Below are 23,134 nucleotides of genomic sequence, written 5' to 3'. Positions count from 1 at the left end.
GGGACGTTTCACTCGGGAGCCGAAAGCATTCCTCGTCATTCTAAAAGTGAGGGACGAACTGTTTGGAATCTCCTAGAGCGTGTTGAGTCTCTAATGGTAGCAGGAGATCTTGAACAGCGCTCCTTCGTCACTTTTCAGGATGACGGTTTTTTATTGCGAATAACATGTTTCTTGTAAAAGCGAAACAAAAGCTGAGGATGGGAACCTTTCACTCGGGAGCCGAAGAGCAACAAGCTAATCTCGGCTCTCAAAGCGGAGCGTTCTCGCACCTCGCAATGTGTATTTAAAAGGATTTTCATGCATTACGATGTGTTTAATGGGGATGCCGACGGTATTATTGCTCTGTTGCAATTACGCTTGGCTGATCCTAAGCCAAGTCACTTGGTTACTGGTGTGAAGCGTGATATACAATTGCTTGCACAAGTGGCCGAACAAACGGATGTTACCTCTGCAACCGTATTAGATATCTCCCTTGATAAAAATCGTTCGGCATTAATTTCCTTGCTCGAGCAGGGGGTTCCAACATTTTATTGCGATCATCATCAAAGTGGTGAGATACCGCAATCTCCTTATTTAACGCCTCTTATCAATTTAGATTCCGAGACTTGTACCAGTGTGTTGATCAATCAGCATTTAAAAGGTCAATTTCAGACTTGGGCTATCGTGGGGGCTTTTGGGGATAACATGCTCAAGAGAGCGATGGCATTGGCTAAGCAGTGTTGTCTCTCTGAGACTCAAATTGAATTTTTGCAAGAGTTAGGGACGTTAATTAATTACAATGGCTATGGCGCTAGTTTGGAGGATTTGCAGATCCCTCCTGCTGATTTGTTTCAAAAGCTATTAAATTTTGCTGATCCCTTTTTACTTCAACAAGATTCGAGATCTATTTTTTATTCTCTACGAGCGGGCTATCAAGCCGATCATCAACAATTACAAGCACTGTCTCCTTATCAATCCACTGAAAATATCCAAATTTATCTTCTGCCCAATGCAGCATGGGCACGTAGGATAAGTGGCGTGTTTGGCAATCAATTGGCCAATCAAGACCCAGATAAAGCTTGTGCAGTGGTAACCTTAAATCCAGATGAAGTGTCTTATACCGTAAGTGTGAGAGCACCATTAACTCGCCGTGAAGGGGCGGATGAAGTGTGTAATCAGTTCGTCAGTGGAGGGGGCCGCCGCGCTGCCGCTGGAATTAATGCCTTACCACTTGAACAACTTGAGTTATTTATTGCTGCTATGGATAAACGCTTTCGGCTTTAAGTTAGATATTCTTTAGATCTGTGACAGAAAATACAGAAAGGGATAAAACTGCCTTAATAGGACAAGGCTTTATCCCTTTTTAGAGAGGCTAATCTATTATCTCAACTCTATTACGTCCTTTCTGCTTTGCTTGATAGAGCGCGAGATCCGCATTTTTTAAGACTTCATCCACATCATGACAAGAAGGCGGTTTGTTTGCGACGCCAATAGATAAGGTTATCGGTAAATTGAGAGATTTGGTGACCGATATGGGCTGGCTTTCAATCGCGACTCTTAATGTTTCTGCTAATTCTTTAGCTTCTTGTAAAGTCGTTGGCGTGGTGATCACAAACTCTTCCCCTCCTAAACGTGCAAAGATATGACGAGAGGTCAGGTGGCTTAAGATCGTTTGAGTCATGGCTTTTAACACAATATCACCAGCGTCATGCCCATAGTTATCATTGACGGATTTAAAGTTATCTATATCTAACATTAATATAGAAAGAGGTTCCGCTTGAGCATCGGGTTGATTAAAGGTCGATGATATCTCTTCAAAAAAGTGACGACGATTACTAAGTCCGGTTAACACATCGGTATTCGCTAAGTATTCTAAGCGCTTCTCTAGTTTGATTCGATCTGAGATATCAAAAGTGGAAGCTCTTGCTAAGGCAAAATTTCCTTCGTTGAGTAACGCAACCGCCGAAGTTGAAGCGAAAAAGGTTTTCCCACTTTTCGTTTGGATCTCTAATACCGTGTCTTCAATGCTCTTTTTATTGATTAAGGTCGTTAAAAATGAATCGAAGGTTTTTTGACTTTTTGGAGTTAAAAACTCTCGGTATGAGTGGCCAAGCACTTCATCGCGGTTGTAGCCCAGCCAGTTTAATTCTGTATTATTAATACGAGTAATCAATCCATCGGCATTAAGAGAGTGGTATCCACAAGGTGCATTCTCATATAAATCTTTTAGTTCTGCATTAATTTGTCGATTTCTTTGACGGCGAAATTTTCTTTGCTCTGACAAAGTGATAAGGAGCAACAAAATTAAGCCAAATGCAAGAATAAGTACGGTGATGACTCCTATGCCTCCAGGTTTGTGGAACAAAGATTGTTCTTCGATGGTTTCGTTAGGTAGAAAAATCACCATTTTCCAATCAGTATTCTCGATAGATTCATTGGAAATAGAAAGAAGGTGCTCTTCTGTAAATCGATTGGGGCTTTCTATTTGGTTAAAGTTTAATGGATCTACAGATTGGTAACGGAATAGCCCATTCGCCGTTTTTAACGTGCCATTATCATGCTCTTTGATGATAGGCCAAGCGTGAGGGTAGCGCTTTTTAAAGTGATTCTCGGGTTTACCTAGATCTAATCCCCATTCGTTGCTTCTATCATGGTTACTTAGCCAGTAACCATGGGGATCAATCAACATCCCTTGACCATTTAAACGCAATGTAATTTGATGACGAAAATTTTCGAGTAACTCGGTGGCTGAATAATTAAATACAAGTAAACCAATTTTATGGTCTTTTTCATTGACGACGGGAGTAATGAAGCGAATGGTTGGTCGATAAGGCTTTTCAATTTTGCCATTTTCAACATTAAGATCCATTGGCGAGACATAAATTTCTTGAGGATTGAGCTTTAAAGCTTGTTGAAAGTAGTAACGATGATTCTTACTTTGTAAGTCATTATTGAGTACGGCGGATAAGCCTTCATTTTCACGGTCGACCCGTAAAATTTCATTGCCCTCTAAGTCAAGTAAGCGTACTTGGTCATAGAATTGAAAAGTAAGGATTAAATTTTTAAATAAGCTGACCAAGCCATTTCGGTCGGATTCAGAATGAGATTCCAAGTAATCCGATAGCGCTTTAGACTTTGAAGTCATATTCAGGATCAGCAATTGTGTGTGCATTTCCTTTTGCAGTAAATTGGTAGAAGAAACGATAAAGGCTTCTTCTTGAGCTAATAAGCGATTTTCTAGATTACGTGTGTAGGTTTGATAAATTACACTGATGATTACGCCAAAAATCACGATAAAAAGGGTAAAAAGGGTAATAAAACGAATGGCAATACGACGCCCAATTTTAGGCTCATCGTCTAGTGAAATAGGGTTATCGATAGAGATGGATGACTCAGACGGTACAACATGGGTTGGCATCGGCTTGCATTTCCTTTGCGAGATGTTAATTGGATGTAATGAGATGAGTTTTTTTAGAGTATATACTTTGAGCGTGAAAATAAACATAAGCCAAATGAATATCATCTAGATAAATAGCGCTTAAAGTAAAGGGAGCTTTTATGTGAAAAGCTCCCTTTAGATTAACTCGATTATTTCAACCAGCTTTTGGGGTTTTGAGGCTGGCTATTACGACGGATTTCGAAGTATAAGGAAGGCCGTGATTGCCCTCCAGTATTGCCCGCTAAGGCAATGGTTTCGCCTTTATGGACGACATCGCCATCTTTTTTCAGTAGGGTTTGGTTATAGCCATAAAGCGTCATATCACCTTTACCATGATCAAGTAATATCACTAAGCCATAGCCTCGTAACCATTCAGCAAAGACGACTTTTCCAGAATGGACAGCTTTAACCGCTTCACCTTGTTTTGCATTAATCACGATCCCTTTCCAAGTGATTTGTCCACTCTGTGAGGTGCCGTAGTTATGCAACACTCGACCTTGTAATGGCCAAGGGAGTTTACCTCGGTAAGCTGATAAGCCGTTCATTGGAGAAATATTACGTTTTGCTGCTTTAGCGATTTCAGCCTTTAAGCGATTTTCGTTGCGGCGTAATTCGGCTAATTTGCTTTGATTACTACGAATATTACTTTGGATTTGATTAACGGTCGTTTTGCGCTGATTTTGTGCTTTCAGTAAATCATCTCGTTTCGCTTTTTTATTGGTCAAGAGCACCGATTGACGATCTTCTTCTTCGGATAATTGCAGCTCTTTTTCATCTAAAGCTTGTTGAGTCAAACTGAGAGCTTCGATAGCCTCTGTTCTAGCTTTTGCAAGGTGTTGAAAATATTGACTTATACGGTCATTTCTTTCCGCTTCACCACCTTGAAGAATCTGCGGTAAGTTATTGTTGCGGCTCGTTAAATAATAGGTTTTGATGAGCTTTTCAAGTGTATCGGTTTGCTGTGTTTTTTTATGCTCTAGCTGTTTCTTTTGGGCTCTCAAATCGGAAAGGTTTTCTTGGACTTGTGAGAGCTCTTTTTCATTTTCTCTGATCTCTTGCCCTAGTTTTGAAATCGTCACTTCATGACTTTTTAGATCACTTTGTAATTGATTTAGTTTTTTTTGTTGAGAGCTAATCGAAGAGGTTTGGCGTGATATTTCAGCGGATACGCCTTTTAAATCCTCTTTGGAGGCGGCATGAGCTGAGGGGGTGACGGCGCTCATTAGGCCAACACCAAGAGCACATAGAAAAGCGCCAGTTGTCATTAATCGTGAACACGAAAAACGCAAGCTGGCGCTTAAATTTGATTGCGACTGAGTCATTGTCATAAATGAAGCTTTTCCCAAGAATGAGGCTAACCGTATCGTCAGCCTGGCTCTATGTCATTTATAAGAAGTGGCTAAAAAGATTAGCCACTTTATGGTCTTGGCATAGATTTATATGAATTCTGATAGCGGTTAATGATATATCAGACAAACATACAATTGATAGGGAAAATGCCTCAATTTATTTAAGATTGACAATCACCTGTCCTGTCATTTCTGCAGGGATTTCCATACCAGTTAACTCAAGCATGGTTGGTGCAAGATCAGACAGTTTACCACCTTGTTTGAACTCTAACTCTTTGTTACCAACATAAATCAGTGGAACAGGAAGGTTAGTGTGTGCAGTATGAACGCCACCAGTTTCTGGGTCGATCATCATTTCTGCGTTACCGTGGTCAGCAGTGATAAGCAATTGGCCATCTACTTCTTTGATCGCTTCTACGACACGGCCGATACATTCATCAACGGCTTCACATGCTTTCACAGCGGCTTCATATACGCCAGTGTGACCAACCATGTCGCCATTTGGATAGTTACAAATGATGGTATCGAATTTACCTGATTTAATCGCCGCAACTAACTTATCGGTTAATTCTGGTGCGCTCATTTCAGGTTGCATGTCGTAAGTGGCAACTTTTGGTGAGGCAACAAGTTGACGCTCTTCACCTTCAAACTCATTTTCAACACCACCGTTGAAGAAGAAAGTCACGTGTGCGTATTTCTCTGTTTCAGAGATACGTAGCTGTGTTTTACCACATTTTGATAACCACTCACCGTAAGTGTTATCTAGTGACGCTGGTGGGAAGGCACATAATAGTGGGATGTCTGCTGCGTATTGGGTTAGCATCACAAAATCAATGCTTGGGAATACTTCGCGTTCGAAACCTGCAAAATCTGGTACGAAACAACGAGTGATTTCACGAGCACGGTCAGCACGGTAGTTCATGAAGATCACAGCATCGCCATCAACGATAGCAGCACTTGCTTGGCCTTCACGACGGATTTCAGTTGCTTGTACGAACTCATCATTTTCTTCACGAGCGTAAGCAGCTTCTAAACCTTCAACAGCAGAATCGAAAGTAAATTCAGATTTTGCTTGAGTAAGAAGGTCATAAGCTTTTTGTACACGATCCCAGTTGTTATCACGATCCATTGCAAAGTAACGACCTACAAGAGAGGCGATGCGGCCTTCTTCTAGGTTTAATTCTGCAAATAGATCAGCAAAACGTTGTAGAGAATTTTTTGCACTACGTGGTGGCGTATCACGACCATCTAAGAAAGCGTGAACATAGACTTTTTTAGCGCCACGTTCTGCTGCCATTTGGACTGCCGCATAAATGTGATCTTCATGGCTATGAACACCACCTGGAGACATTAGGCCCATGATATGAACCGCTTTATCAGCCGCTACTGCTTTATCGATAGCATTAGCAAGCGCTGGAGTCTCTTTAAATTCATCATCTGCGATAGATTTAGTAATACGAGTAAGATCTTGATAAACCACACGGCCTGCGCCGATATTAGTGTGGCCAACTTCTGAGTTACCCATTTGGCCATCAGGTAGACCAACATCAAAACCTGAAGCAGAAATTAAGGTATTTGGTTGATTTGCAAATAATCCATCTAGAACGGGTGTGTTTGCATTGGCGATAGCGTTGTCGCTGTTATCTTCGCGGTAACCCCAACCATCAAGGATTACTAGAGCCATTGGCTTCTTATTAGACATGTTCAAACCTCGTTAAAATACAAAGAATTTATAATTTTGCTTGAGCGTAATTTTACTACACTTTTCGTTCCAAACAGTAGGGTAAAATCAATATAACTGACGCTCATCTACTTGGTGTCACATTTATCTGGTGCTAATTTTCATCTGTTGTTGTGTATTATGCCTAATAATTAGTCTAGATGAAAATTGAATTCACCAATGAGATTAATAGGTGGAAAGTAGGAGCAGGGAGCGAGATGCGGGGACGCTACGCTCGGGAGCCGAAAAGATAAGAATGCTGCTGTTGTGAGATACGTGTGCCACAGAAGAGCAAAAGTAAACACTGAAAGTCGCTGTTACCCTGAAAAGCGACGTAGGAGCGCCGTTCAGGATCTCCCAAGAGGGGAGGTTTATTCATTGTCTTAATAAGTGGTAACGTGCGGCAGGAGATCCTAAATGACGGGGCTTACTTTTTGTATCCTCTGGTCTTTCTCCTTGCGATTCGAAGCGAAGCGTTCACGCAACCTGTAACAAAGTTTATCTCGGCTCTCGTTTTTGTCTTTTATTCTCGCCACTTGTCTTTTTGCCCGTTATACTCGTGCCTTTCCAATAGTTGGCTGAGGATGTTCTCAGCTAGTGCAGTATGAGTGTAGGGCATGCAAGAATATATCGAATTTTTTCAACAAAACATGATTTTGTCTTTAGTTTGGGTTGCCGTATTAGCAGCTTTAATTGGGACCATTTTTAAGTCATCAACCGCAAAATACAAAACCATCACAGCGGGTCAATTAACTCATCTTGTTAACCGAGAAGATGGTGTGGTGATTGATATTCGTACAAAAGATGAGTTTAAACGTGGCCATATTGCGGGCGCAGTTCACATTTTGCCATCAGAAATCAAATCTGGTGCCCTGTCTAACATTGAAAAATATAAAGCGACCCCCATTATTGTGTTATGCAAAACAGGTCAAACGTCACACGAAAGTGCCAACCTTTTAGCAAAAGCTGGTTTTGAAAAAGTAAATATGCTTAAAAATGGCATGACCGCTTGGAATGAAAATAATTTACCGCTTGTATCTGACAAATCAGCAAGCAAGAAAGGTAAAAAATAATTTAGACCCTAGGTTTCTAGTCTCGAGTTGCATGTTACGTGTAGCGAGAAAAAGCTTTTCCCGCAACTCGAAGCGAAGCGCTCTCGCATCTCGCAACCTTGTATAGCCTAGAGGCTAGTAACTAATTTTATTTAATAAAGGATATCCCCATCATGGCTGAAGCAGCATCTCAAGAGCAACAAAACTTCACAATTCAACGTATCTTCTTAAAAGATCTTTCTTTTGAAGCTCCAAACTCTCCACAAATGTTCCAAAAAGATTGGGAACCAGATGTGAAGTTAGATCTTGATACGCAAAGCCGTGAACTAGGTGAAAATGTTTACGAAGTGATCCTTCGTTTGACGGTCACTGTGAAAAATGCAGAAGAAGTGGCTTTCTTATGTGAGATCCAACAAGGTGGTATTTTCACGGCTGAAAACATGGAACAAGGTCAATTGGCACATTGCCTAGGTGCATTCTGTCCGAACATCCTATTCCCATACGCACGTGAAACGATCTCTAGCCTAGTGGTTAAAGGTACATTCCCACAATTGAACCTTGCACCAGTAAACTTTGATGCGTTGTTCATGAATTACCTACAACAACAATCTAGTCAAGCTGAGCAAGCCGACGCTTGATACCCTGTGTATTTGAAGTTGCAGCTTGGTTGAGGCATTCATCGCCTCACTACAACTTCAATGACTTTGGGGCTGTACTGATTGCAGCAAAATGAAAAAGAGCGGAGGCTAGATTTAGTGTTTCGCTCTTTGTTTTTTCTAGGAGCGGTCGTTTCTCGTTTCTAGGCCGCTGCGCTTCTTGGAAGCTCGATATAGTTAACAATCTATTTTTGTGCTTGCTCTTATCTTTTTCGAGACATGAGCAACGAAATGCAAAGCATCCGAGCAACGCTATTCATTATTTTAAAGGTGAAAACCATGCCAAATTCTAATGCTCAACATGATATCTCAATGACGGTAATCGGCGCGGGATCTTATGGAACGTCTCTAGCAATCGCTTTAGCGCGTAACGGCTCTAAAGTCATGTTGTGGGGGCATGAGCCTGAACATATGGCTTCATTAGAGCAAGACCGTTCTAACGAAGAGTTTTTACCTGGGATTGATTTTCCAGACTCTTTAATTATCGAGCCGGATCTTGCCAAAGCGGTAGCCGCGACTCGTGATTTATTGGTTGTGGTGCCTAGCCATGTGTTCGGTATTGTATTAAAGAGTCTCCAGCCTCATTTACGTGAAGATTCACGTATTTGTTGGGCAACCAAAGGTTTAGAGCCTGAAACTGGCCGTTTGTTAAAAGACGTTGCGTATGAAGTGTTAGGTCAAGATATTTCACTTGCGGTATTGTCTGGCCCAACGTTTGCTAAAGAGCTTGCGATGGGAATGCCGACGGCTATTTCTGTGGCTTCTCCAGATGCAGAGTTTGTTAAAGATCTACAAGAAACCATTCATTGCAGTAAAAGTTTCCGCGTGTATGCCAACCATGACTTTATCGGCATGCAATTAGGTGGTGCGGTTAAAAATGTGATTGCGATTGGCGCTGGTATGTCTGATGGTATTGGATTTGGTGCAAATGCTCGTACAGCATTAATTACTCGTGGTCTGGCTGAAATGACCCGTTTAGGTGTTGCCTTAGGCGCGCAACCTGAAACCTTTATGGGAATGGCGGGGTTAGGTGACTTAGTATTAACTTGTACTGATAATCAGTCGCGAAACCGTCGCTTTGGCTTGGCTCTTGGTCAAGGGAAAGATGTTGAAACGGCACAGTTGGAAATTGGTCAAGTCGTCGAAGGGTATCGTAATACCAAAGAAGTTTGGTTATTGGCGAGTCGAATGGGAGTAGAAATGCCCATCGTAGAACAAATTTACCAAGTTCTGTATCAAGGAAAAGATGCTCGTGTAGCGGCTCAAGATTTGTTAGCAAGACAGAAAAAAGCTGAGGGCTAGAGAGAAAAGAAAGAGTCGAGTGGCGAGGACGCTGCGCTCGAGAGCCGAAAAGAAAAAGATTGGCTGCCTGTGGCGAGTAAAGTAAGCACTGAAATTTAATCGTCATCCTGAAAAGCGACGTAGGAGCGCTGTTCAGGATCTCCCAAGGCGTGTTGATATCAAGGGTTCGGTTGAAGAGACTGGCGAGGACGCTACGCTCGAGAGCCGAAAAGAAAAAGATTGGTTTGAGTTGTCTGTGGCGAGTAAAGTAAGCACTGAAATTTAATCGTCATCCTGAACGACGTTCGTGCCTTACTATTTAGGATAATGGAGTTTATTATTTCGCCCTAACTTGGCTCTTTTACTCGGAGATCGAAGCATCTTTTGCTTTTATCTTCATCGTCATCCTGAAAAGCGACGTAGGAGCGCTGTTCAGGATCTCCCAAGGCGTGTTGATATCAAGGGTTCGGTTGGAGAGAGTGGTTAGGACGCTGCGCTCGAGAATCGAAAAGAAAAAGATTGGTTTGGCTTGCCTGTGGCGAGTAAAGTAAGCACTGAAATTTAATCGTCATCCTGAACGACGTTCGTGCCTTACTATTTAGGATGACGGAGTTTATTTTTTCGCCCTAACTTGGCTCTTTTACCCGGAACTCGGAGCGAAGCGTACCCGGCTCTCGAAACATCTTTTGCTTTTATCTTTTCCGACTATCAGTAGCGAAACCCCGGATAGACGAGATCCGAACTTTACTAGGGACCAGTAACTAGGAACACATATGAAACATTGCGAGAAACAAAAAGTCTGGGATACGATTGTCGAAGAAGCGAAGCACCAGGCCGATCAAGAACCAATGCTGGCGAGCTTCTATCACTCTACCATTATTAATCACGATAGCCTTGGCGCTTCTTTAAGTTACATTTTAGCCAATAAGCTGAGAACGGCGACCATGCCTCCGATGACCGTTCGTGAAGTGGTTGAAGAAGCCTTTAAAGATGACCCTTCCATTACCGATAGTGCCGCTTGTGATATTTGTGCGATTGTCAGTCGAGATCCTGCGGTCTCTATGTATTCCACGCCATTGCTATACCTTAAAGGTTATCATGCTCTGCAAGGCTATCGTGTGGCCAATTGGCTGTGGAAAAAAGGCCGTTATGCTTTAGCAACTTACCTACAAAATCAGATCTCTGTGGCTTGCCAAGTTGATATTCACCCAGCGGCACGCATTGGACAAGGGATCATGCTCGATCACGCCACCGGGATTGTGATTGGTGAAACCGCAGTTGTGGAAAATGATGTTTCAATTTTACAAGACGTGACTTTAGGCGGGACCGGTAAAGAATGTGGTGATCGTCATCCTAAGATCCGTGAAGGTGTGATGATTGGTGCCGGGGCGAAAATTCTCGGGAACATTGAAGTCGGCAAAGGGGCCAAAATTGGCTCATGTTCTGTAGTGCTGCAAGCCGTTCCACCTCATACTACTGTGGCTGGCGTACCGGCAAAAATTGTGGGTCGCCCTTACAGCGATAAACCATCGGAAGATATGGACCAAGGCTTTAATGGTAATGGCCATAAGCTGGTGGATGGCGCGGGAATTTAAAACTGAGTTGTGTGTAGCGTGGAAGAGCAAAAACGAAAAGCAGAAAAAGAGCCGAGATTTGAGGACGCTCCGCTCGGGAGCCGAAAAGATAAAGGCAGTTACGTGGAACCGCTCTTTCTCGCAACTCGCAGCGAAGCGTTCACGCATCACGTTCCAATCTTTAACTCTTATCTTTTCCGAGCCTCGTTTTTTGCCTTTATTGCTCGCTCTATCTTTTGGCTTTTTCTTGATTCTCTAAGCTAAGCGTACTCGGATCTCAAACCTGCTTTTCTCTTCTTCTCATCCTCAATGCATAGCCATAAGCCATGATCCCACCAAGTATGTTTCCGATTGCCATACCGATGAATAACCCTTCAACCCCATAAATTTGGCTGCCAACCCAAGCGCACGGCAAGGTGAAAATAAATAACCGCGAGAAATTCCAAGCAAAGGCTTTGACTGGGAGGTGCATGGCGTTTAAGGCACTGACTAACATCATAACCGTTCCTTGGAAGCCATAACTAATCGGCACCACAATCAAGAAATGCCATAAGAGATCTTGAACCTTGGCTTCTTGGCTAAAGGCGCTGGCGATCGGCATGCTTAATGGCACCATCAAGATAAATAACCCAAGTTGAAACACCAAAGCAAAACGAATCGAGATGAATAAGGCTTGAAAGCTGCGTTGCGGATTATTAGCCCCAATATTTTGGGCGATAAAGGGCGTCAGTACCGAGCCTAATGACATCAACACAATGATCATGATGGACTCAACACGTTGCGCGGCGCCATAAGCGGCCACGGCCTCCGTGCCAAATCCAGCTAATAGCATCATCAATAATGCACCCGATAAAGGATTCATCGCACTTGAAAAAGCCGCAGGTGTACCAATTTTGAGTATCTGCATCCAATCTAACCACAAATGAGAAAGTTGTGGAGGAGCAAGCAAGCGTTCGCGTTTGATTAAGACATATAAGGCTGCAATGAGAGCGCCTAACCAACTGACGGCACTAGCAATAGCGGCACCTTGAATGCCTAATTCTGGAAAGGGCCCATAACCAAAAATCAGTAATGGGTCGAGAACGCCATTGATAAATCCAGACGTCATCATAATTTTAGCGGGCGTTTTAGTATCGCCAGTGGCACGAATGACGCTATTGCCAGCCATTGGAATCACCAGCAGAGGGATGGTCATATACCAAATGAGCATATATTGATTGATCAGTGGTAACAGATCGTCAGTGGCTCCTAAAAGCTGAAATAATGGATTAACCGTTAACAAACCTATTGTGGAGGCCAGTGTGACAAGCAAAATGGCCAGTATTAATCCATGACATGAAAAGCGTGCAGCCGATTGGCTATCACCTTGCCCAAGAAAACGTCCAACATTGGCAGACAGTCCCATTCCGATCCCAAGCGTGATACAACTCACCCCAAAAGTGACGGGAAAGGTAAAACTGATCGCTGCGAGAGCCTGAGTACCAAGCAGAGAAATAAAGAAGGTATCAACAAGGTTAAAAGTTAAGATCGCAAGTAAGCCGGCCACCATAGGGACAGTCATGGTTTGAAGAGTTTTCGCAATGGGAGCCGTTAATAAGCCGTGTTTATCTTGCATGGAAATGATTCGCTGGTGATGAAGTGGCTAGGATAAGGCTTTTTGTTACTTGTGACTAGGTCATTGCATTGCTCGTCACTCGATAAGGTTGTTAGGAGGAAAAGCTGGGCCGAGTTTAAGGGGACGCTACGCTCGGGAGCCGAAGAGTTAAGAATCTGCTAGAACGTCATCCTGAAAAGCGACGTAGGAGCGCAGTTCAGGATCTCCCAAGGCGTGTGAGCTTTGTTTGAATGCAGGTAGTGCTTTTGAGCCGAGTTTAAGGGGACGCTACGCTCGAGAGCCGAAGAGCTAAGAATCTGTTAGAACGGCATCCTGAAAAGCGATGTAGGAGCGTTGTTCAGGATTTCCCAAGGCGTGTGAACTTTGTTTGAATGCAGGTAGTGCCTTTGGGCCTAGTTTAGGGGACGCTACGCTCGGGAGCCGAAGAGCTAAGAATCTGCTAGAATCTCATCCTGAAAAGCGACGTAGGAGCGCAGTTCAGGAGATCCTGAACTACGTTCGTGCCTCACTATTCAGGATGACGGGGTTATTTTCTCGTATTCGCTTGTATCTTTTCCGAGCCACGAGCAGCGTAGCGACCGAGACTCGAGCTCCGCATTTGCTTTTACTCGCAATTCGAAGCGAAGCGTGCTCGGCTCTCGCAACTTCCCTTATTCTGATCTTGATCACACTTTTTTTTGTTGTAGGGCTTGGGTTTTGTTCATCCTTCCCCAACATATCAAACAGACCGATACTAATTTGATCGGTACCTTTAAATATTTTCTATGAACATCTAATCAGGAGAGATGCACAGATGAACATTCGTCCTTTACATGACCGAGTTATCGTTGAGCGCCAAGAAGTAGAATCAAAGTCTGCTGGTGGCATCGTATTAACTGGTTCTGCTGCGGAAAAATCAACTCGTGGCAAAGTTCTAGCTGTCGGCAAAGGTCGTATTTTAGAAAATGGTAATGTACAACCACTAGACGTAACAGTGGGTGACACCGTGATCTTTGCGGAAGGCTATGGCACTAAGTCTGAAAAAATCGATGGTAAAGAAGTTCTAATTTTGTCTGAGAATGACATTTTAGCGATCGTAGAATAAGCATTGGCTTATTAACTTCTGAATTCAAAACCAAAGCATTCAAATAGATTTTATAAGGAATAAGAACATGGCAGCTAAAGACGTTAAATTTGGTAATGACGCACGCGTAAAAATGCTAGAAGGCGTGAACATTCTAGCGGATGCAGTAAAAGTAACCTTGGGCCCTAAAGGTCGTAACGTGGTACTAGACAAATCTTTTGGCGCACCAACCATCACTAAAGATGGTGTGTCTGTCGCTCGTGAAATTGAATTGGAAGACAAATTCCAAAACATGGGCGCACAAATGGTGAAGCAAGTGGCTTCTCAAGCAAACGATGTAGCGGGTGACGGTACCACTACGGCAACCGTTCTTGCACAATCTATCATCACTGAAGGTCTTAAAGCCGTCGCAGCGGGTATGAACCCAATGGATCTAAAACGTGGTATTGATAAAGCGGTAACCGCGGCAGTAGAAGAGCTAAAAGCCCTTTCTAAAGATTGCTCAACAGGTACTGAAATCGAGCAAGTCGCGACTATCTCTGCAAACTCTGATAGCTCTGTTGGTAAAATCATTGCTGAAGCGATGGAAAAAGTGGGCCGTGACGGTGTGATCACTGTTGAAGAAGGTCAAGCGCTACAAGATGAGTTAGATGTGGTTGAAGGTATGCAATTTGACCGTGGCTACTTATCACCATACTTCATCAACAACCAAGAAGCAGGCAGTGTGGATCTAGACAATCCATTCATCCTATTGGTTGACAAAAAAGTATCTAACATTCGTGAATTGCTACCAACATTAGAAGCGGTTGCAAAAGCGTCTCGTCCTCTATTGATCATTGCAGAAGATCTAGAAGGTGAAGCACTAGCAACGCTTGTTGTGAACAACATGCGTGGTATCGTGAAAGTGGCGGCAGTTAAAGCACCTGGCTTTGGTGATCGTCGTAAAGCGATGCTACAAGATATCGCGGTACTAACTGCTGGTACGGTGATTTCTGAAGAGATTGGTCTAGAGCTAGAAAAAGCAACGCTAGAAGATCTTGGTCAAGCGAAACGCGTCACCATTACTAAAGAAGCGACAACCATCATCGATGGTTCTGGTGAAGAAGAGATGATCCAAGGTCGCGTGGCGCAAATTCGTCAACAAATCGAAGATGCAACTTCAGATTACGATAAAGAAAAACTTCAAGAACGTGTCGCTAAACTCGCTGGCGGTGTTGCGGTAATTAAAGTTGGCGCAGCAACTGAAGTTGAAATGAAAGAGAAAAAAGACCGTGTAGAAGACGCCCTTCATGCAACTCGCGCAGCGGTTGAAGAAGGTATCGTTGCTGGTGGTGGTGTGGCACTTATCCGCGCCGCGTCTAAACTGGGTGCTCTTGAAGGTGATAACGAAGAACAAAACGTGGGTATCCGCGTTGCACTTCGCGCGATGGAATCTCCAATCCGTCAAATCACTAAAAACGCCGGTGATGAAGAATCAGTTGTCGCAAACAACGTACGTGCAGGCGAAGGTAACTACGGTTACAACGCCGCAACAGGTGAATACGGCGATATGCTAGAAATGGGTATCTTGGATCCAACTAAGGTAACTCGTTCAGCACTACAATTTGCTGCATCAGTTGCTGGTCTGATGATCACAACAGAAGCGATGGTAACAGACAAACCACAAGATGCTGCTCCAATGCCTGATATGGGCGGCATGGGTGGAATGGGCGGTATGGGAGGGATGATGTAATCAGCCTTTAGGCTAAGCATCATCACTTAACTGACCCAATAAACCATTGATATGAAAGGCTCACTGCTTAGGTAGTGAGCCTTTTTTTTGTTTAATGGTGCGTCGGCTGGGAAGGAGATAAACCATAGTGGTGTTGGTCCATCTTGTGTTAAGTTTTGAGTCTAGGTAAATAATCATAAGTTTTAGATCATAAGGAAGTGATGGCGATGACGATTAATATTAAGGACTTAGTACTAGAAACTGAGGGCGTTGTCATTGATGAATGGACCATTGAAGCAAAAGAGCATTGGGGAATTTTTTCAACCCACAGTCATGCTGGTTCATTATTAGGAAGATTATTAAGCGGTGAGATAAAGGCCAGTTCAGGAACAATACAAGGATTGCCTGAACATATAGGTTGGGTATCTTTATACCAACAGCAATTGTTATTAGAAAAAGAGCTGGCAGAAGATGAGACTGATTTTATGGACCGTTTGGATTATGGTTCAACGGTTCAATCGCTCGTCGCAGAATGTTGTTCACAAGCAAGCCAAGTGGATGCTTTGTTGGAGTTAACCGATTTAACTCATTTACGAGAGCGAGGATTTCGTCAACTTTCAACAGGAGAAACTCGTCGAGTCATGTTGGCGCGAGCTTTGGCCATTGAACCTCAATTATTGATTTTAGATGAGCCATTTGCCGGATTAGATTTATCCCATCAACAAGCCCTATCTCAATTATTAGTCATGCTCTCTGAGAGCGTTCAGTTACTAATCATTACTTCACGTGAAGATGAATTGCCAGCGTGTATTTCCCATGTTGTGATGTTTAATGCCGAAGTGAATAAAGCCGGAAAGAGCCTACATCGTTTAGGTGAGCCCATGACCTTACAACAATGGCAAACTCACCCTGTCATGGAGCAGTTAATGTCGCTGTCACAGCAACGTAGCCAAGAAATGATGGAGCTTATCCAGCGTCAACAATATCAGCCAAAATATGAAAACCCGTTAGTCGAATTGAAAAATGCCAAGGTGGAATATACCGATGGTTTGATTTTTGAAGGGGTTAATTGGCGAATTAATAATGGTGAACATTGGCAAATACGTGGCCCAAATGGGTGTGGCAAAAGTACTTTGCTCGGGCTGATTTTAGGCGATCATCCTCAATGCTACAGCAATGACATTACCTTATTTGGGAAGCCGCGTGGGAGTGGTGAAACCATCTGGCAGGTGAAAGAGCAGATAGGGATTGTGTCATCGGCTTTACATTTGCAATATCGAGTTAATTGCAGTGCTTTAGACGTCTTATTATCAGGCTTTTTTGATTCGATTGGCCTCTACCAACAACCAAGTAAAAAACAGCTGGACTTAGCAAAAGATTGGCTGGCTATTTTGCATATGACGCAATGTGAAAAGACAGGGTTTAAACAACTCGATTATGGTCAACAACGCTTATTGTTAATTGGTCGTGCCTTGATAAAACAACCCGTATTATTGATTTTAGATGAGCCCTATCAAGGCCTAGATTTTATCAACCGTAAGTTGGTCATGAATACTTTAAACATGATTGCCGAGCAAAATCTTAGTCAGCTTTTGTATGTTTCCCATCACCTCGATGATGTCTTACCTGCTATTCATCATTATGTGGATTTTGAGGGTGATGCTCAGTGTGGCTATCAGGTTCAGGTAAAAAGACATGAAGATTAAATCTTTATCAAACTGTGAAGGGGTTAAGATAGTAAGGTATTTTGAGATGGGTGACATGACATCGTAATAGCTTCACCGCCAGAAAGGCCAGTTTTTCACTATGGCCTTTCTTTTTGGCTCACTCTTTACCCGTTAATCTTCAGTGCTTTGTTCTTCTTTTGTGATCACACGGTTCATGTTGATGGTTTTGGGGCGACGACGTTTTTGAATTGTTTGATGAACCCCACGACGTAAACTTTGGAAGCTTTTTTCTACTTTATCTACCCCGAGTAAGACCGCTAAGGTTAATGCGGTAAAGATAACCGATTGGGTTTCATGCCCTAAGCCAATCATTAAGCCTAACGCGGCTAAGACCCAGATCACGGCAGCAGAGGTGACGCCATGAATTTTTCCATCCATAGTCATCATGACTCCAGCCCCTAAAAAACCAACGCCGGTAATAATTTGTCCAAGTACGCGAGCTTGATCTAAGGTATTAGGTGATAAAGACACCGCCATCGCCATAAATAGATAGGTGCCCGAGATAATTAAAATAGCGGTACGTATACCAACTGGTTTACCACGTAATTGTCTCTCAAGACCGATAAGCGTACCGTTAATGGCGCACGAGGCGAGTGACCACCAGCTAAAAGGGGTAATATTAAGCCATTCGAAGTTCATTGGTGGTTGGTTTACCTTTATAAATAAAAATAGATAGGGAATTTTTTGGAGCGGAAATAGTACGAATTTTAGTGCTGATATCTAGCGTATTGATGATGATATTTTTTTGTCTTGATGACGAAGCCTTTATATCGTGCCATTTGTTATCATTATGCTAATAAAGCATGCCGAAGTTTGAATAAATGCGTTCTATGCATACCTGCTATGTATTGATATCACTGTTTTGACTAAGGTCTTTTCCTTATACTGGCAATATGCCTGATGGCCCTTTTATCTTCCCTGAAATTGGAGATGTTATGTTTAAAGCTTTAGTGTTGAACCAAGAAGAAAAACGTACGATTGCAAATATCGAAACTTTAGATGAAAGCCAATTACCGGAAGGTGAGGTATTGGTGGCGGTTGATTACTCTTCCATTAACTATAAAGATGGTCTTGCGGTCACGGGTAAAGGAAAAATTATTCGTAACTTCCCAATGGTTCCAGGCATTGATTTTGTCGGTAGTGTTTTAGAATCACAAGATAAACGTTATCAAGTCGGTGATAAAGTTGTCTTAACCGGTTGGGGAGTCGGTGAGAATCACTGGGGTGGTTTATCTGAAAAAGCGCGTTTAAAAGCCGATTGGTTAGTTCCTTTACCGCAAGGATTAGATGAAAAACAAACCATGGTGATTGGGACGGCGGGCTTTACCGCAATGTTGTGTGTACAAGCTATTTTAGATGCCAATGTGAAGCCAGAAGATGGTGAGATTTTAGTGACCGGTGCGAGCGGCGGTGTGGGTTCTGTTGCGGTAACCCTGTTGAGTCAACTAGGTTATCGAGTAGCCGCGGTGACGGGTCGCCTTGAGAAAAACGGTCCATTACTTGAAAAACTGGGTGCCTCTCGCCTGATTGAACGCAGTGAATTTGAAGAGCCAGCTCGCCCATTAGAAAAACAAGTTTGGGCAGGTGCCGTTGATACCGTTGGTAGTAAAGTGCTTGCGAAAGTGTTAGCACAAATGGATTACAACTCAGTTGTTGCCGCTTGTGGCTTAGCTGGTGGTTTTGATTTACCAACGACCGTCATGCCATTTATTTTGCGTAACGTGCGTTTACAAGGCGTAGATTCCGTTAACTGCCCAACGGAAAAACGTATCGCAGCTTGGAATGCGTTAGCTAAGCTATTACCAGCGAGTTACTTTGAGCAAGCGTGCACTGAAATCGGTTTAGAAGAAGTCGTGAAATACGCAGAAGACATCACGAATGGTCAAGTCACAGGCCGAGTTGTGGTAAAAATTTAATTTTAGGAAGAGAGCGCATCTCAGTTTCTAAATTAACCCAAATGAAAAGCCTTGCGGTGCATTGACATGAGTCATCGCTTGGCTTTTTTTATATCCAAAATATAATTAACCTCAGATGCTTGATGGCTATTTTATTTTTTATATCAGTAGTTTATTTTTGTTTTTATGACGCTATATTGTCTAAATTTGAGGTTGAAGGTGAGCCAATAAATAGGTGAGTCAATAAAGGGTTAGAGCAAAAAAAAAATCTTCAGAGCATAACCAACCATAAGGGGTCAGTGCGCTCTGAAGATTGGTCAAGCGAGGAGAGTTTACTCGCTTCTTGCACCTAAAGAGAATTCAGGATCGGGTTCATGAGTGATACGGTTACGTAAATCACGACGAATGATTTCGATAGACCAGAACCAAATAAGGTGGCCTACGATTTCAGAAACATGTTCATACCATGGTAGGTCAAATAGTGGTGGGGTTAGGTTTAATAATGGGAATGTGATCATGTGTACAAAAAGTTGAGCTAACGCACCAGCAAATAAACCCTGCCATAATTTGATTTTAGGGAATTGCTCAGCAACGACACAGTAACCTACAGCAAACACAATAGAGAAGATAATGTGAGTTACGCCCACCCAGTTAAAGACATGACCTGCAAAGCTATAGACAACAGCATTAGGATCGGTAACCCCTAACCAGTCACGTAAAAATAAATAAGGAGGGTTTAAAAAGTTACGTGAACAATCGATTTGGTCTGCAGCTCGAATTAAAGACTCAGGCACACACGCACTAGAGAATAAATCACTCGGGCTACGAGGGGGTAAAGGTACTTCAGCTCCCCATTTAACAAAAGCAGAAACGATACCTGCAATTAAGCCAATAAAAGCGGCCAGTCCATAACGTCTCCGATCAGCGGGCGTTTGTTCAAATAGGTTCATAGGTGAATCCTTGTATTAACCATTCAAAGTAAAAAACAGATGTTACAAAATGTTTCGACATGCAATGTTACATTATGTTGCATCTATTTTTATGATTAATGACAATTTTTCTATGGAATTATATTTTCCATTTTCGGTGTGAATGATTTGAGGTGATGAGCGAGTGGGAGCGATGATGCTTGAACTTAGGCGCTTTATTCTAAATTCATGACTTGGATCCTTTCACTGATCAATCGACCACATTCTTGTTTTAACACCTCACGTAACCATTGTTGCGCGGGAGAAAACTCACATCGTGAGTGCCAAATTAATGAGTAATCAAATGGGGTTAATTCAAAAGGGGTTTTCTTGATGATCAGGTTATAACGTTTAGCGACTAAGTAAGCGAGATCAGCTGGCACCGTAATAATTAAAGGTAAGGTTTCCATAATGGCCAATGCCGCTTCTAAATGATAGGAGCGTAAGAGCCATTTTGGCTCAGGAAAACCGGATAATGCCTGATCAATTAAAGCTTTAACGCCATCACTAATGGCAATCATGGCATGCGAAGAGGCCAAGTAATCGTGTAAAGTGAGTTCTTCATTAGCTAACGGATGATGGGGAGACAGCAAACAAAATACCCCAACTTTTCCTAAATGCTCTTGTTGTAACGGTGCAACGGAATAAGTCGGACGGCAAATGGCCATATCCGCCCCTTGTGTGGTGAGCTGCTCCATTAACTGAGTATGTTGCAGCGGGATCAGCTCTAAACGTACGTTGGGCGCTTCTTGATAAATTCTGGGTAGCGCAAAAGGTAAAATGGTTTGCATCGCATAGTCTGTTGTTGCGATGGTAAAGGTCTGTTGGCAAGTGCTAGGGCTGAAATCTTGCGGCGACAATAAGTGACGTAACTTATCGAGCGGCACATTCAATTGCTGATGAAACTCGAGCGCTTTTTGAGTTGGAATTAAAGTTTGGCCTTGGCGAGTAAATAAGGGATCGTCAAGCAAGACTCGTAATCGTCCAAGTACTCGACTCATCGCTGACTGGCTGAGATTTAAACGAGTTGCGGCCTTACTGACACTGTTTTCCTCGATCAGGACCTGTAAAGCCACTAAGAGATTCAAATCACGGCGGTAAATATCTTCAAGTTCCATCATAACCGGCTCCTTTAACTGAGCTGTAAGTCTAAGGGAGTCTTACTTTTTTCACCACCAATCTCGCGAGCTAGGGTTGGCACTAAATACCCTGAAACCTGTTTAAGCAACTCAGCCATGATGTCTCGAGCCTGTTCATCGGAGACATAAAAGTGCGCCGCGCCTTGCACTTTATCTAACACATGTAAGTAATACGGCAAGACCCCAGCATCAAACAGAGCTCGGCTGAGTTGGGCTTGCACATCAGCGCTATCATTGATGCCTTTTAGTAGCACACTTTGATTTAATAAATGCACACCGATGTGGCGAAGTTTGGCTAACGCTGCGACCAGCTCAGCGTTGATCTCATTGGCGTGATTAATGTGCGTTACCAAGACAACGTGTAAACGGGTCTGGCTTAAGCTCTTACATAAGTCATCAGTAATTCGGTTTGGGATCACAACGGGCAAGCGGCTGTGGATCCGCAACGTTTTAATATGAGGAATGTGACTAATCCCTTCTATCAACCATTGCAATTCATGATCTTTGGCCATTAAAGGATCGCCACCGGATAAAATCACCTCATCCAATTCAGGGTGCAGGGCAATATAATCCAAGCTTTGTTGCCAAGTGGTTTTATTTCCTTTGTTATCTTGATAAGGAAAGTGGCGTCGAAAACAATAACGACAATTAATCGCACAGCCACCTTTTACAATCATCAAGACGCGACTTTGGTATTTATGTAATAAGCCGGGTAAGACGTTATCTTGTTCATCAAGGGGATCGGTGGAGTAGCCCTCGTGTACTTCAAATTCTTCGGCTAAAGGCAACACTTGACGCAATAAGGGATCATGAAGGTTGCCTTTTTCCATGCGAGCGACAAAACTCAGAGGTACCCGTTGAGCAAAAAGATTGCGAGCTTGAAGCCCCTTTAGCCAAGGAGTAGGGTCAATATCGAGCTGTTTGAGCAATTCAATAGGATCGGATATGGCCTGAGCAAGCTCGGTTAACCAAGTATTTTGTCGAGATAGATCATTTTGTGGCAAGTTAGGCGAGATTTTGCGCCAGTTTTGCTCAACAGAGATGATTTTTCGGGTTATCATATCGGGCATTAAATTGAACTCGAAGAATATATAGAGGAAAAAATGGCAACTGTTAGCACCAATGAATTCAAAGGCGGCCTTAAAATTATGCTTGATTCTGAGCCTTGTGTCATTCTCGAAAACGAGTATGTCAAACCAGGTAAAGGTCAGGCGTTTAACCGCGTAAAAATCCGTAAATTGCTTTCGGGTAAAACACTAGAAAAAACATTCAAATCTGGTGATACCGTTGAAGTTGCTGATGTAATGGATATCGATCTTGATTACCTATACAACGATGGCGAATTCTACCACTTTATGAACGCAGAAACATTCGAGCAAATCGGTGCGGATGTGAAAGCGGTTGGCGATAATGCGAAATGGTTAGTAGAAAACAATACTTGTATGCTAACACTTTGGAATGGTAACCCTATTGCGGTAACACCACCAAACTTTGTTGAACTAGAAGTGACCGATACCGATCCGGGCCTAAAAGGTGATACCCAAGGCACTGGCGGTAAACCTGCGACATTAAGTACAGGTGCGGTAGTTCGTGTACCTCTTTTCATCGCCATTGGCGAAGTGATCAAAGTAGATACGCGTACTGGCGAGTATGTAGGTCGAGTTAAGTAAGTGACGTTTCTCGTCGCTCGGGCCGCTTCGCTGCTCGAAAAGTAACACTTGAAGAATAGCAAACGGGCCGCTGATGATTCAGCGGCCCGTTTTTTTATTTGGTAGAAAAGGTGTTGCGGGTAAAAATATGTTACGGGTTGCGAGAGCGCTTCGCTTCGAGTTACGGGAAAAAGCGGTCCAGCGATCGCTGGTTTTTACACACTACACGAAATAGTCTTTATCTTTTCTGCTCTCGAGCGCAGTGTCCCCGCACCTAGGCTCTTCTTCCTTTATATCTTTTTCTAGCAACGAGCAGC

General features: G+C 43.0%; 18 protein-coding genes. 10 read left to right on the top strand and 8 right to left on the bottom strand.

Going from position 1 to position 23,134, the window contains the following annotated elements; genetic code table 11:
• Positions 1-297: 297 nt before the first annotated feature.
• Positions 298-1,263, top strand: a complete 966-nt coding sequence (locus VCA1004_RS10145) for a DHH family phosphoesterase (RefSeq protein ID WP_086981647.1) — start codon at positions 298-300, stop codon at positions 1,261-1,263.
• A gap of 88 nt (positions 1,264-1,351) precedes the next feature.
• On the opposite strand, the gene VCA1004_RS10140 is transcribed toward VCA1004_RS10145, so the two are convergent.
• The 3 genes from VCA1004_RS10140 to gpmM form a co-directional block, all read right to left on the bottom strand.
• Positions 1,352-3,397 (bottom strand): sensor domain-containing diguanylate cyclase, encoded by a 2,046-nt coding sequence (locus tag VCA1004_RS10140; protein ID WP_164520852.1) that lies wholly within the window; start codon positions 3,395-3,397, stop codon positions 1,352-1,354.
• Positions 3,398-3,567: 170 nt separating this feature from the next.
• Positions 3,568-4,746, bottom strand: coding sequence for a murein hydrolase activator EnvC family protein (locus VCA1004_RS10135; RefSeq protein WP_086981645.1), 1,179 nt, complete (start codon positions 4,744-4,746; stop codon positions 3,568-3,570).
• A 178-nt stretch (positions 4,747-4,924) separates the two neighbouring features.
• On the bottom strand, positions 4,925-6,469 hold the full coding sequence (gpmM, locus tag VCA1004_RS10130) for a 2,3-bisphosphoglycerate-independent phosphoglycerate mutase (RefSeq protein WP_086981644.1): 1,545 nt from the start codon (positions 6,467-6,469) through the stop codon (positions 4,925-4,927).
• 635 nt (positions 6,470-7,104) lie between these two features.
• Between gpmM and VCA1004_RS10125 the strand changes: the two genes are divergently transcribed.
• The 4 genes from VCA1004_RS10125 to cysE all read left to right on the top strand — a co-directional run bounded on the left by VCA1004_RS10125 (position 7,105) and on the right by cysE (position 11,071).
• Positions 7,105-7,560, top strand: a complete 456-nt coding sequence (locus VCA1004_RS10125; protein WP_086981643.1) for a rhodanese-like domain-containing protein — start codon at positions 7,105-7,107, stop codon at positions 7,558-7,560.
• Positions 7,561-7,712: 152 nt separating this feature from the next.
• On the top strand, positions 7,713-8,177 hold the full coding sequence (secB, locus tag VCA1004_RS10120) for a protein-export chaperone SecB (RefSeq protein WP_086981642.1): 465 nt from the start codon (positions 7,713-7,715) through the stop codon (positions 8,175-8,177).
• Positions 8,178-8,474: 297 nt separating this feature from the next.
• Positions 8,475-9,497 carry an NAD(P)H-dependent glycerol-3-phosphate dehydrogenase gene (gpsA, locus tag VCA1004_RS10115; protein ID WP_086984570.1) on the top strand — a complete coding sequence of 341 codons (1,023 nt, stop codon included), beginning with the start codon at positions 8,475-8,477 and terminating at the stop codon, positions 9,495-9,497.
• 752 nt (positions 9,498-10,249) lie between these two features.
• Positions 10,250-11,071: a serine O-acetyltransferase gene (gene cysE / locus VCA1004_RS10110; protein WP_086981641.1), complete on the top strand. Its 822-nt coding sequence runs from the start codon at positions 10,250-10,252 to the stop codon at positions 11,069-11,071.
• 256 nt (positions 11,072-11,327) lie between these two features.
• On the opposite strand, the gene VCA1004_RS10105 is transcribed toward cysE, so the two are convergent.
• A complete protein-coding gene (locus tag VCA1004_RS10105) occupies positions 11,328-12,665 on the bottom strand; it encodes an MATE family efflux transporter (RefSeq protein ID WP_086981640.1) in 1,338 nt (445 codons plus the stop codon).
• 793 nt (positions 12,666-13,458) lie between these two features.
• Here VCA1004_RS10105 and VCA1004_RS10100 point away from each other — a divergent pair.
• The 3 genes from VCA1004_RS10100 to VCA1004_RS10090 all read left to right on the top strand — a co-directional run bounded on the left by VCA1004_RS10100 (position 13,459) and on the right by VCA1004_RS10090 (position 17,145).
• Complete coding sequence (locus VCA1004_RS10100; RefSeq protein ID WP_086981638.1) at positions 13,459-13,749, top strand: co-chaperone GroES; 291 nt, start codon at positions 13,459-13,461, stop codon at positions 13,747-13,749.
• 67 nt (positions 13,750-13,816) lie between these two features.
• Positions 13,817-15,460 (top strand): chaperonin GroEL, encoded by a 1,644-nt coding sequence (gene groL, locus VCA1004_RS10095; protein WP_086981637.1) that lies wholly within the window; start codon positions 13,817-13,819, stop codon positions 15,458-15,460.
• A gap of 206 nt (positions 15,461-15,666) precedes the next feature.
• A complete protein-coding gene (locus tag VCA1004_RS10090) occupies positions 15,667-17,145 on the top strand; it encodes an ATP-binding cassette domain-containing protein (RefSeq protein ID WP_232012593.1) in 1,479 nt (492 codons plus the stop codon).
• Between the two features lie 132 nt (positions 17,146-17,277).
• Here the strand turns inward: VCA1004_RS10090 and VCA1004_RS10085 are convergent, their stop codons facing one another.
• Positions 17,278-17,805 (bottom strand): MgtC/SapB family protein, encoded by a 528-nt coding sequence (locus VCA1004_RS10085; RefSeq protein WP_086981635.1) that lies wholly within the window; start codon positions 17,803-17,805, stop codon positions 17,278-17,280.
• Positions 17,806-18,101: 296 nt separating this feature from the next.
• On the opposite strand from VCA1004_RS10085, the gene acuI reads away from it, so the two are divergent.
• The gene (gene acuI / locus VCA1004_RS10080) at positions 18,102-19,082 is read left to right on the top strand and encodes an acrylyl-CoA reductase (NADPH) (RefSeq protein WP_086984569.1); all 981 of its coding nucleotides are present in this window, start codon (positions 18,102-18,104) and stop codon (positions 19,080-19,082) included.
• Between the two features lie 311 nt (positions 19,083-19,393).
• Here the strand turns inward: acuI and VCA1004_RS10075 are convergent, their stop codons facing one another.
• From VCA1004_RS10075 to epmB, 3 genes are all read right to left on the bottom strand, one after another.
• Positions 19,394-20,011: a YagU family protein gene (locus tag VCA1004_RS10075; RefSeq protein ID WP_086981634.1), complete on the bottom strand. Its 618-nt coding sequence runs from the start codon at positions 20,009-20,011 to the stop codon at positions 19,394-19,396.
• Positions 20,012-20,205: 194 nt separating this feature from the next.
• Entirely contained in the window at positions 20,206-21,147 is a 942-nt protein-coding gene (locus tag VCA1004_RS10070) for a LysR family transcriptional regulator (protein WP_086984568.1), read from the bottom strand.
• Between the two features lie 14 nt (positions 21,148-21,161).
• Complete coding sequence (gene epmB / locus VCA1004_RS10065; protein ID WP_086981633.1) at positions 21,162-22,238, bottom strand: EF-P beta-lysylation protein EpmB; 1,077 nt, start codon at positions 22,236-22,238, stop codon at positions 21,162-21,164.
• 33 nt (positions 22,239-22,271) lie between these two features.
• Here epmB and efp point away from each other — a divergent pair, with 33 nt between their 5' ends.
• The gene (gene efp, locus VCA1004_RS10060) at positions 22,272-22,838 is read left to right on the top strand and encodes an elongation factor P (protein WP_086981632.1); all 567 of its coding nucleotides are present in this window, start codon (positions 22,272-22,274) and stop codon (positions 22,836-22,838) included.
• The last annotated feature ends 296 nt before the right edge of the window (positions 22,839-23,134 follow it).

Origin of the sequence: Vibrio aphrogenes, assembly GCF_002157735.2 — a bacterium.
Classification (GTDB): domain Bacteria; phylum Pseudomonadota; class Gammaproteobacteria; order Enterobacterales; family Vibrionaceae; genus Vibrio; species Vibrio aphrogenes.
Note: the sequence above shows the minus strand (reverse complement) of the source record. Positions and strands in the feature narration are given on the sequence as shown.

Excerpts from the sequence above, each read along its gene's own strand:
- VCA1004_RS10145 (WP_086981647.1), top strand. The coding sequence starts at position 298 with ATGCATTACGATGTGTTTAATGGGGATGCCGACGGTATTATTGCTCTG.
- VCA1004_RS10140 (WP_164520852.1), bottom strand. The coding sequence starts at position 3,397 with ATGCCAACCCATGTTGTACCGTCTGAGTCATCCATCTCTATCGATAAC.
- VCA1004_RS10135 (WP_086981645.1), bottom strand. The coding sequence starts at position 4,746 with ATGACAATGACTCAGTCGCAATCAAATTTAAGCGCCAGCTTGCGTTTT.
- gpmM (WP_086981644.1), bottom strand. The coding sequence starts at position 6,469 with ATGTCTAATAAGAAGCCAATGGCTCTAGTAATCCTTGATGGTTGGGGT.
- VCA1004_RS10125 (WP_086981643.1), top strand. The coding sequence starts at position 7,105 with ATGCAAGAATATATCGAATTTTTTCAACAAAACATGATTTTGTCTTTA.
- secB (WP_086981642.1), top strand. The coding sequence starts at position 7,713 with ATGGCTGAAGCAGCATCTCAAGAGCAACAAAACTTCACAATTCAACGT.
- gpsA (WP_086984570.1), top strand. The coding sequence starts at position 8,475 with ATGCCAAATTCTAATGCTCAACATGATATCTCAATGACGGTAATCGGC.
- cysE (WP_086981641.1), top strand. The coding sequence starts at position 10,250 with ATGAAACATTGCGAGAAACAAAAAGTCTGGGATACGATTGTCGAAGAA.
- VCA1004_RS10105 (WP_086981640.1), bottom strand. The coding sequence starts at position 12,665 with ATGCAAGATAAACACGGCTTATTAACGGCTCCCATTGCGAAAACTCTT.
- VCA1004_RS10100 (WP_086981638.1), top strand. The coding sequence starts at position 13,459 with ATGAACATTCGTCCTTTACATGACCGAGTTATCGTTGAGCGCCAAGAA.
- groL (WP_086981637.1), top strand. The coding sequence starts at position 13,817 with ATGGCAGCTAAAGACGTTAAATTTGGTAATGACGCACGCGTAAAAATG.
- VCA1004_RS10090 (WP_232012593.1), top strand. The coding sequence starts at position 15,667 with ATGACGATTAATATTAAGGACTTAGTACTAGAAACTGAGGGCGTTGTC.
- VCA1004_RS10085 (WP_086981635.1), bottom strand. The coding sequence starts at position 17,805 with ATGAACTTCGAATGGCTTAATATTACCCCTTTTAGCTGGTGGTCACTC.
- acuI (WP_086984569.1), top strand. The coding sequence starts at position 18,102 with ATGTTTAAAGCTTTAGTGTTGAACCAAGAAGAAAAACGTACGATTGCA.
- VCA1004_RS10075 (WP_086981634.1), bottom strand. The coding sequence starts at position 20,011 with ATGAACCTATTTGAACAAACGCCCGCTGATCGGAGACGTTATGGACTG.
- VCA1004_RS10070 (WP_086984568.1), bottom strand. The coding sequence starts at position 21,147 with ATGGAACTTGAAGATATTTACCGCCGTGATTTGAATCTCTTAGTGGCT.
- epmB (WP_086981633.1), bottom strand. The coding sequence starts at position 22,238 with ATGCCCGATATGATAACCCGAAAAATCATCTCTGTTGAGCAAAACTGG.
- efp (WP_086981632.1), top strand. The coding sequence starts at position 22,272 with ATGGCAACTGTTAGCACCAATGAATTCAAAGGCGGCCTTAAAATTATG.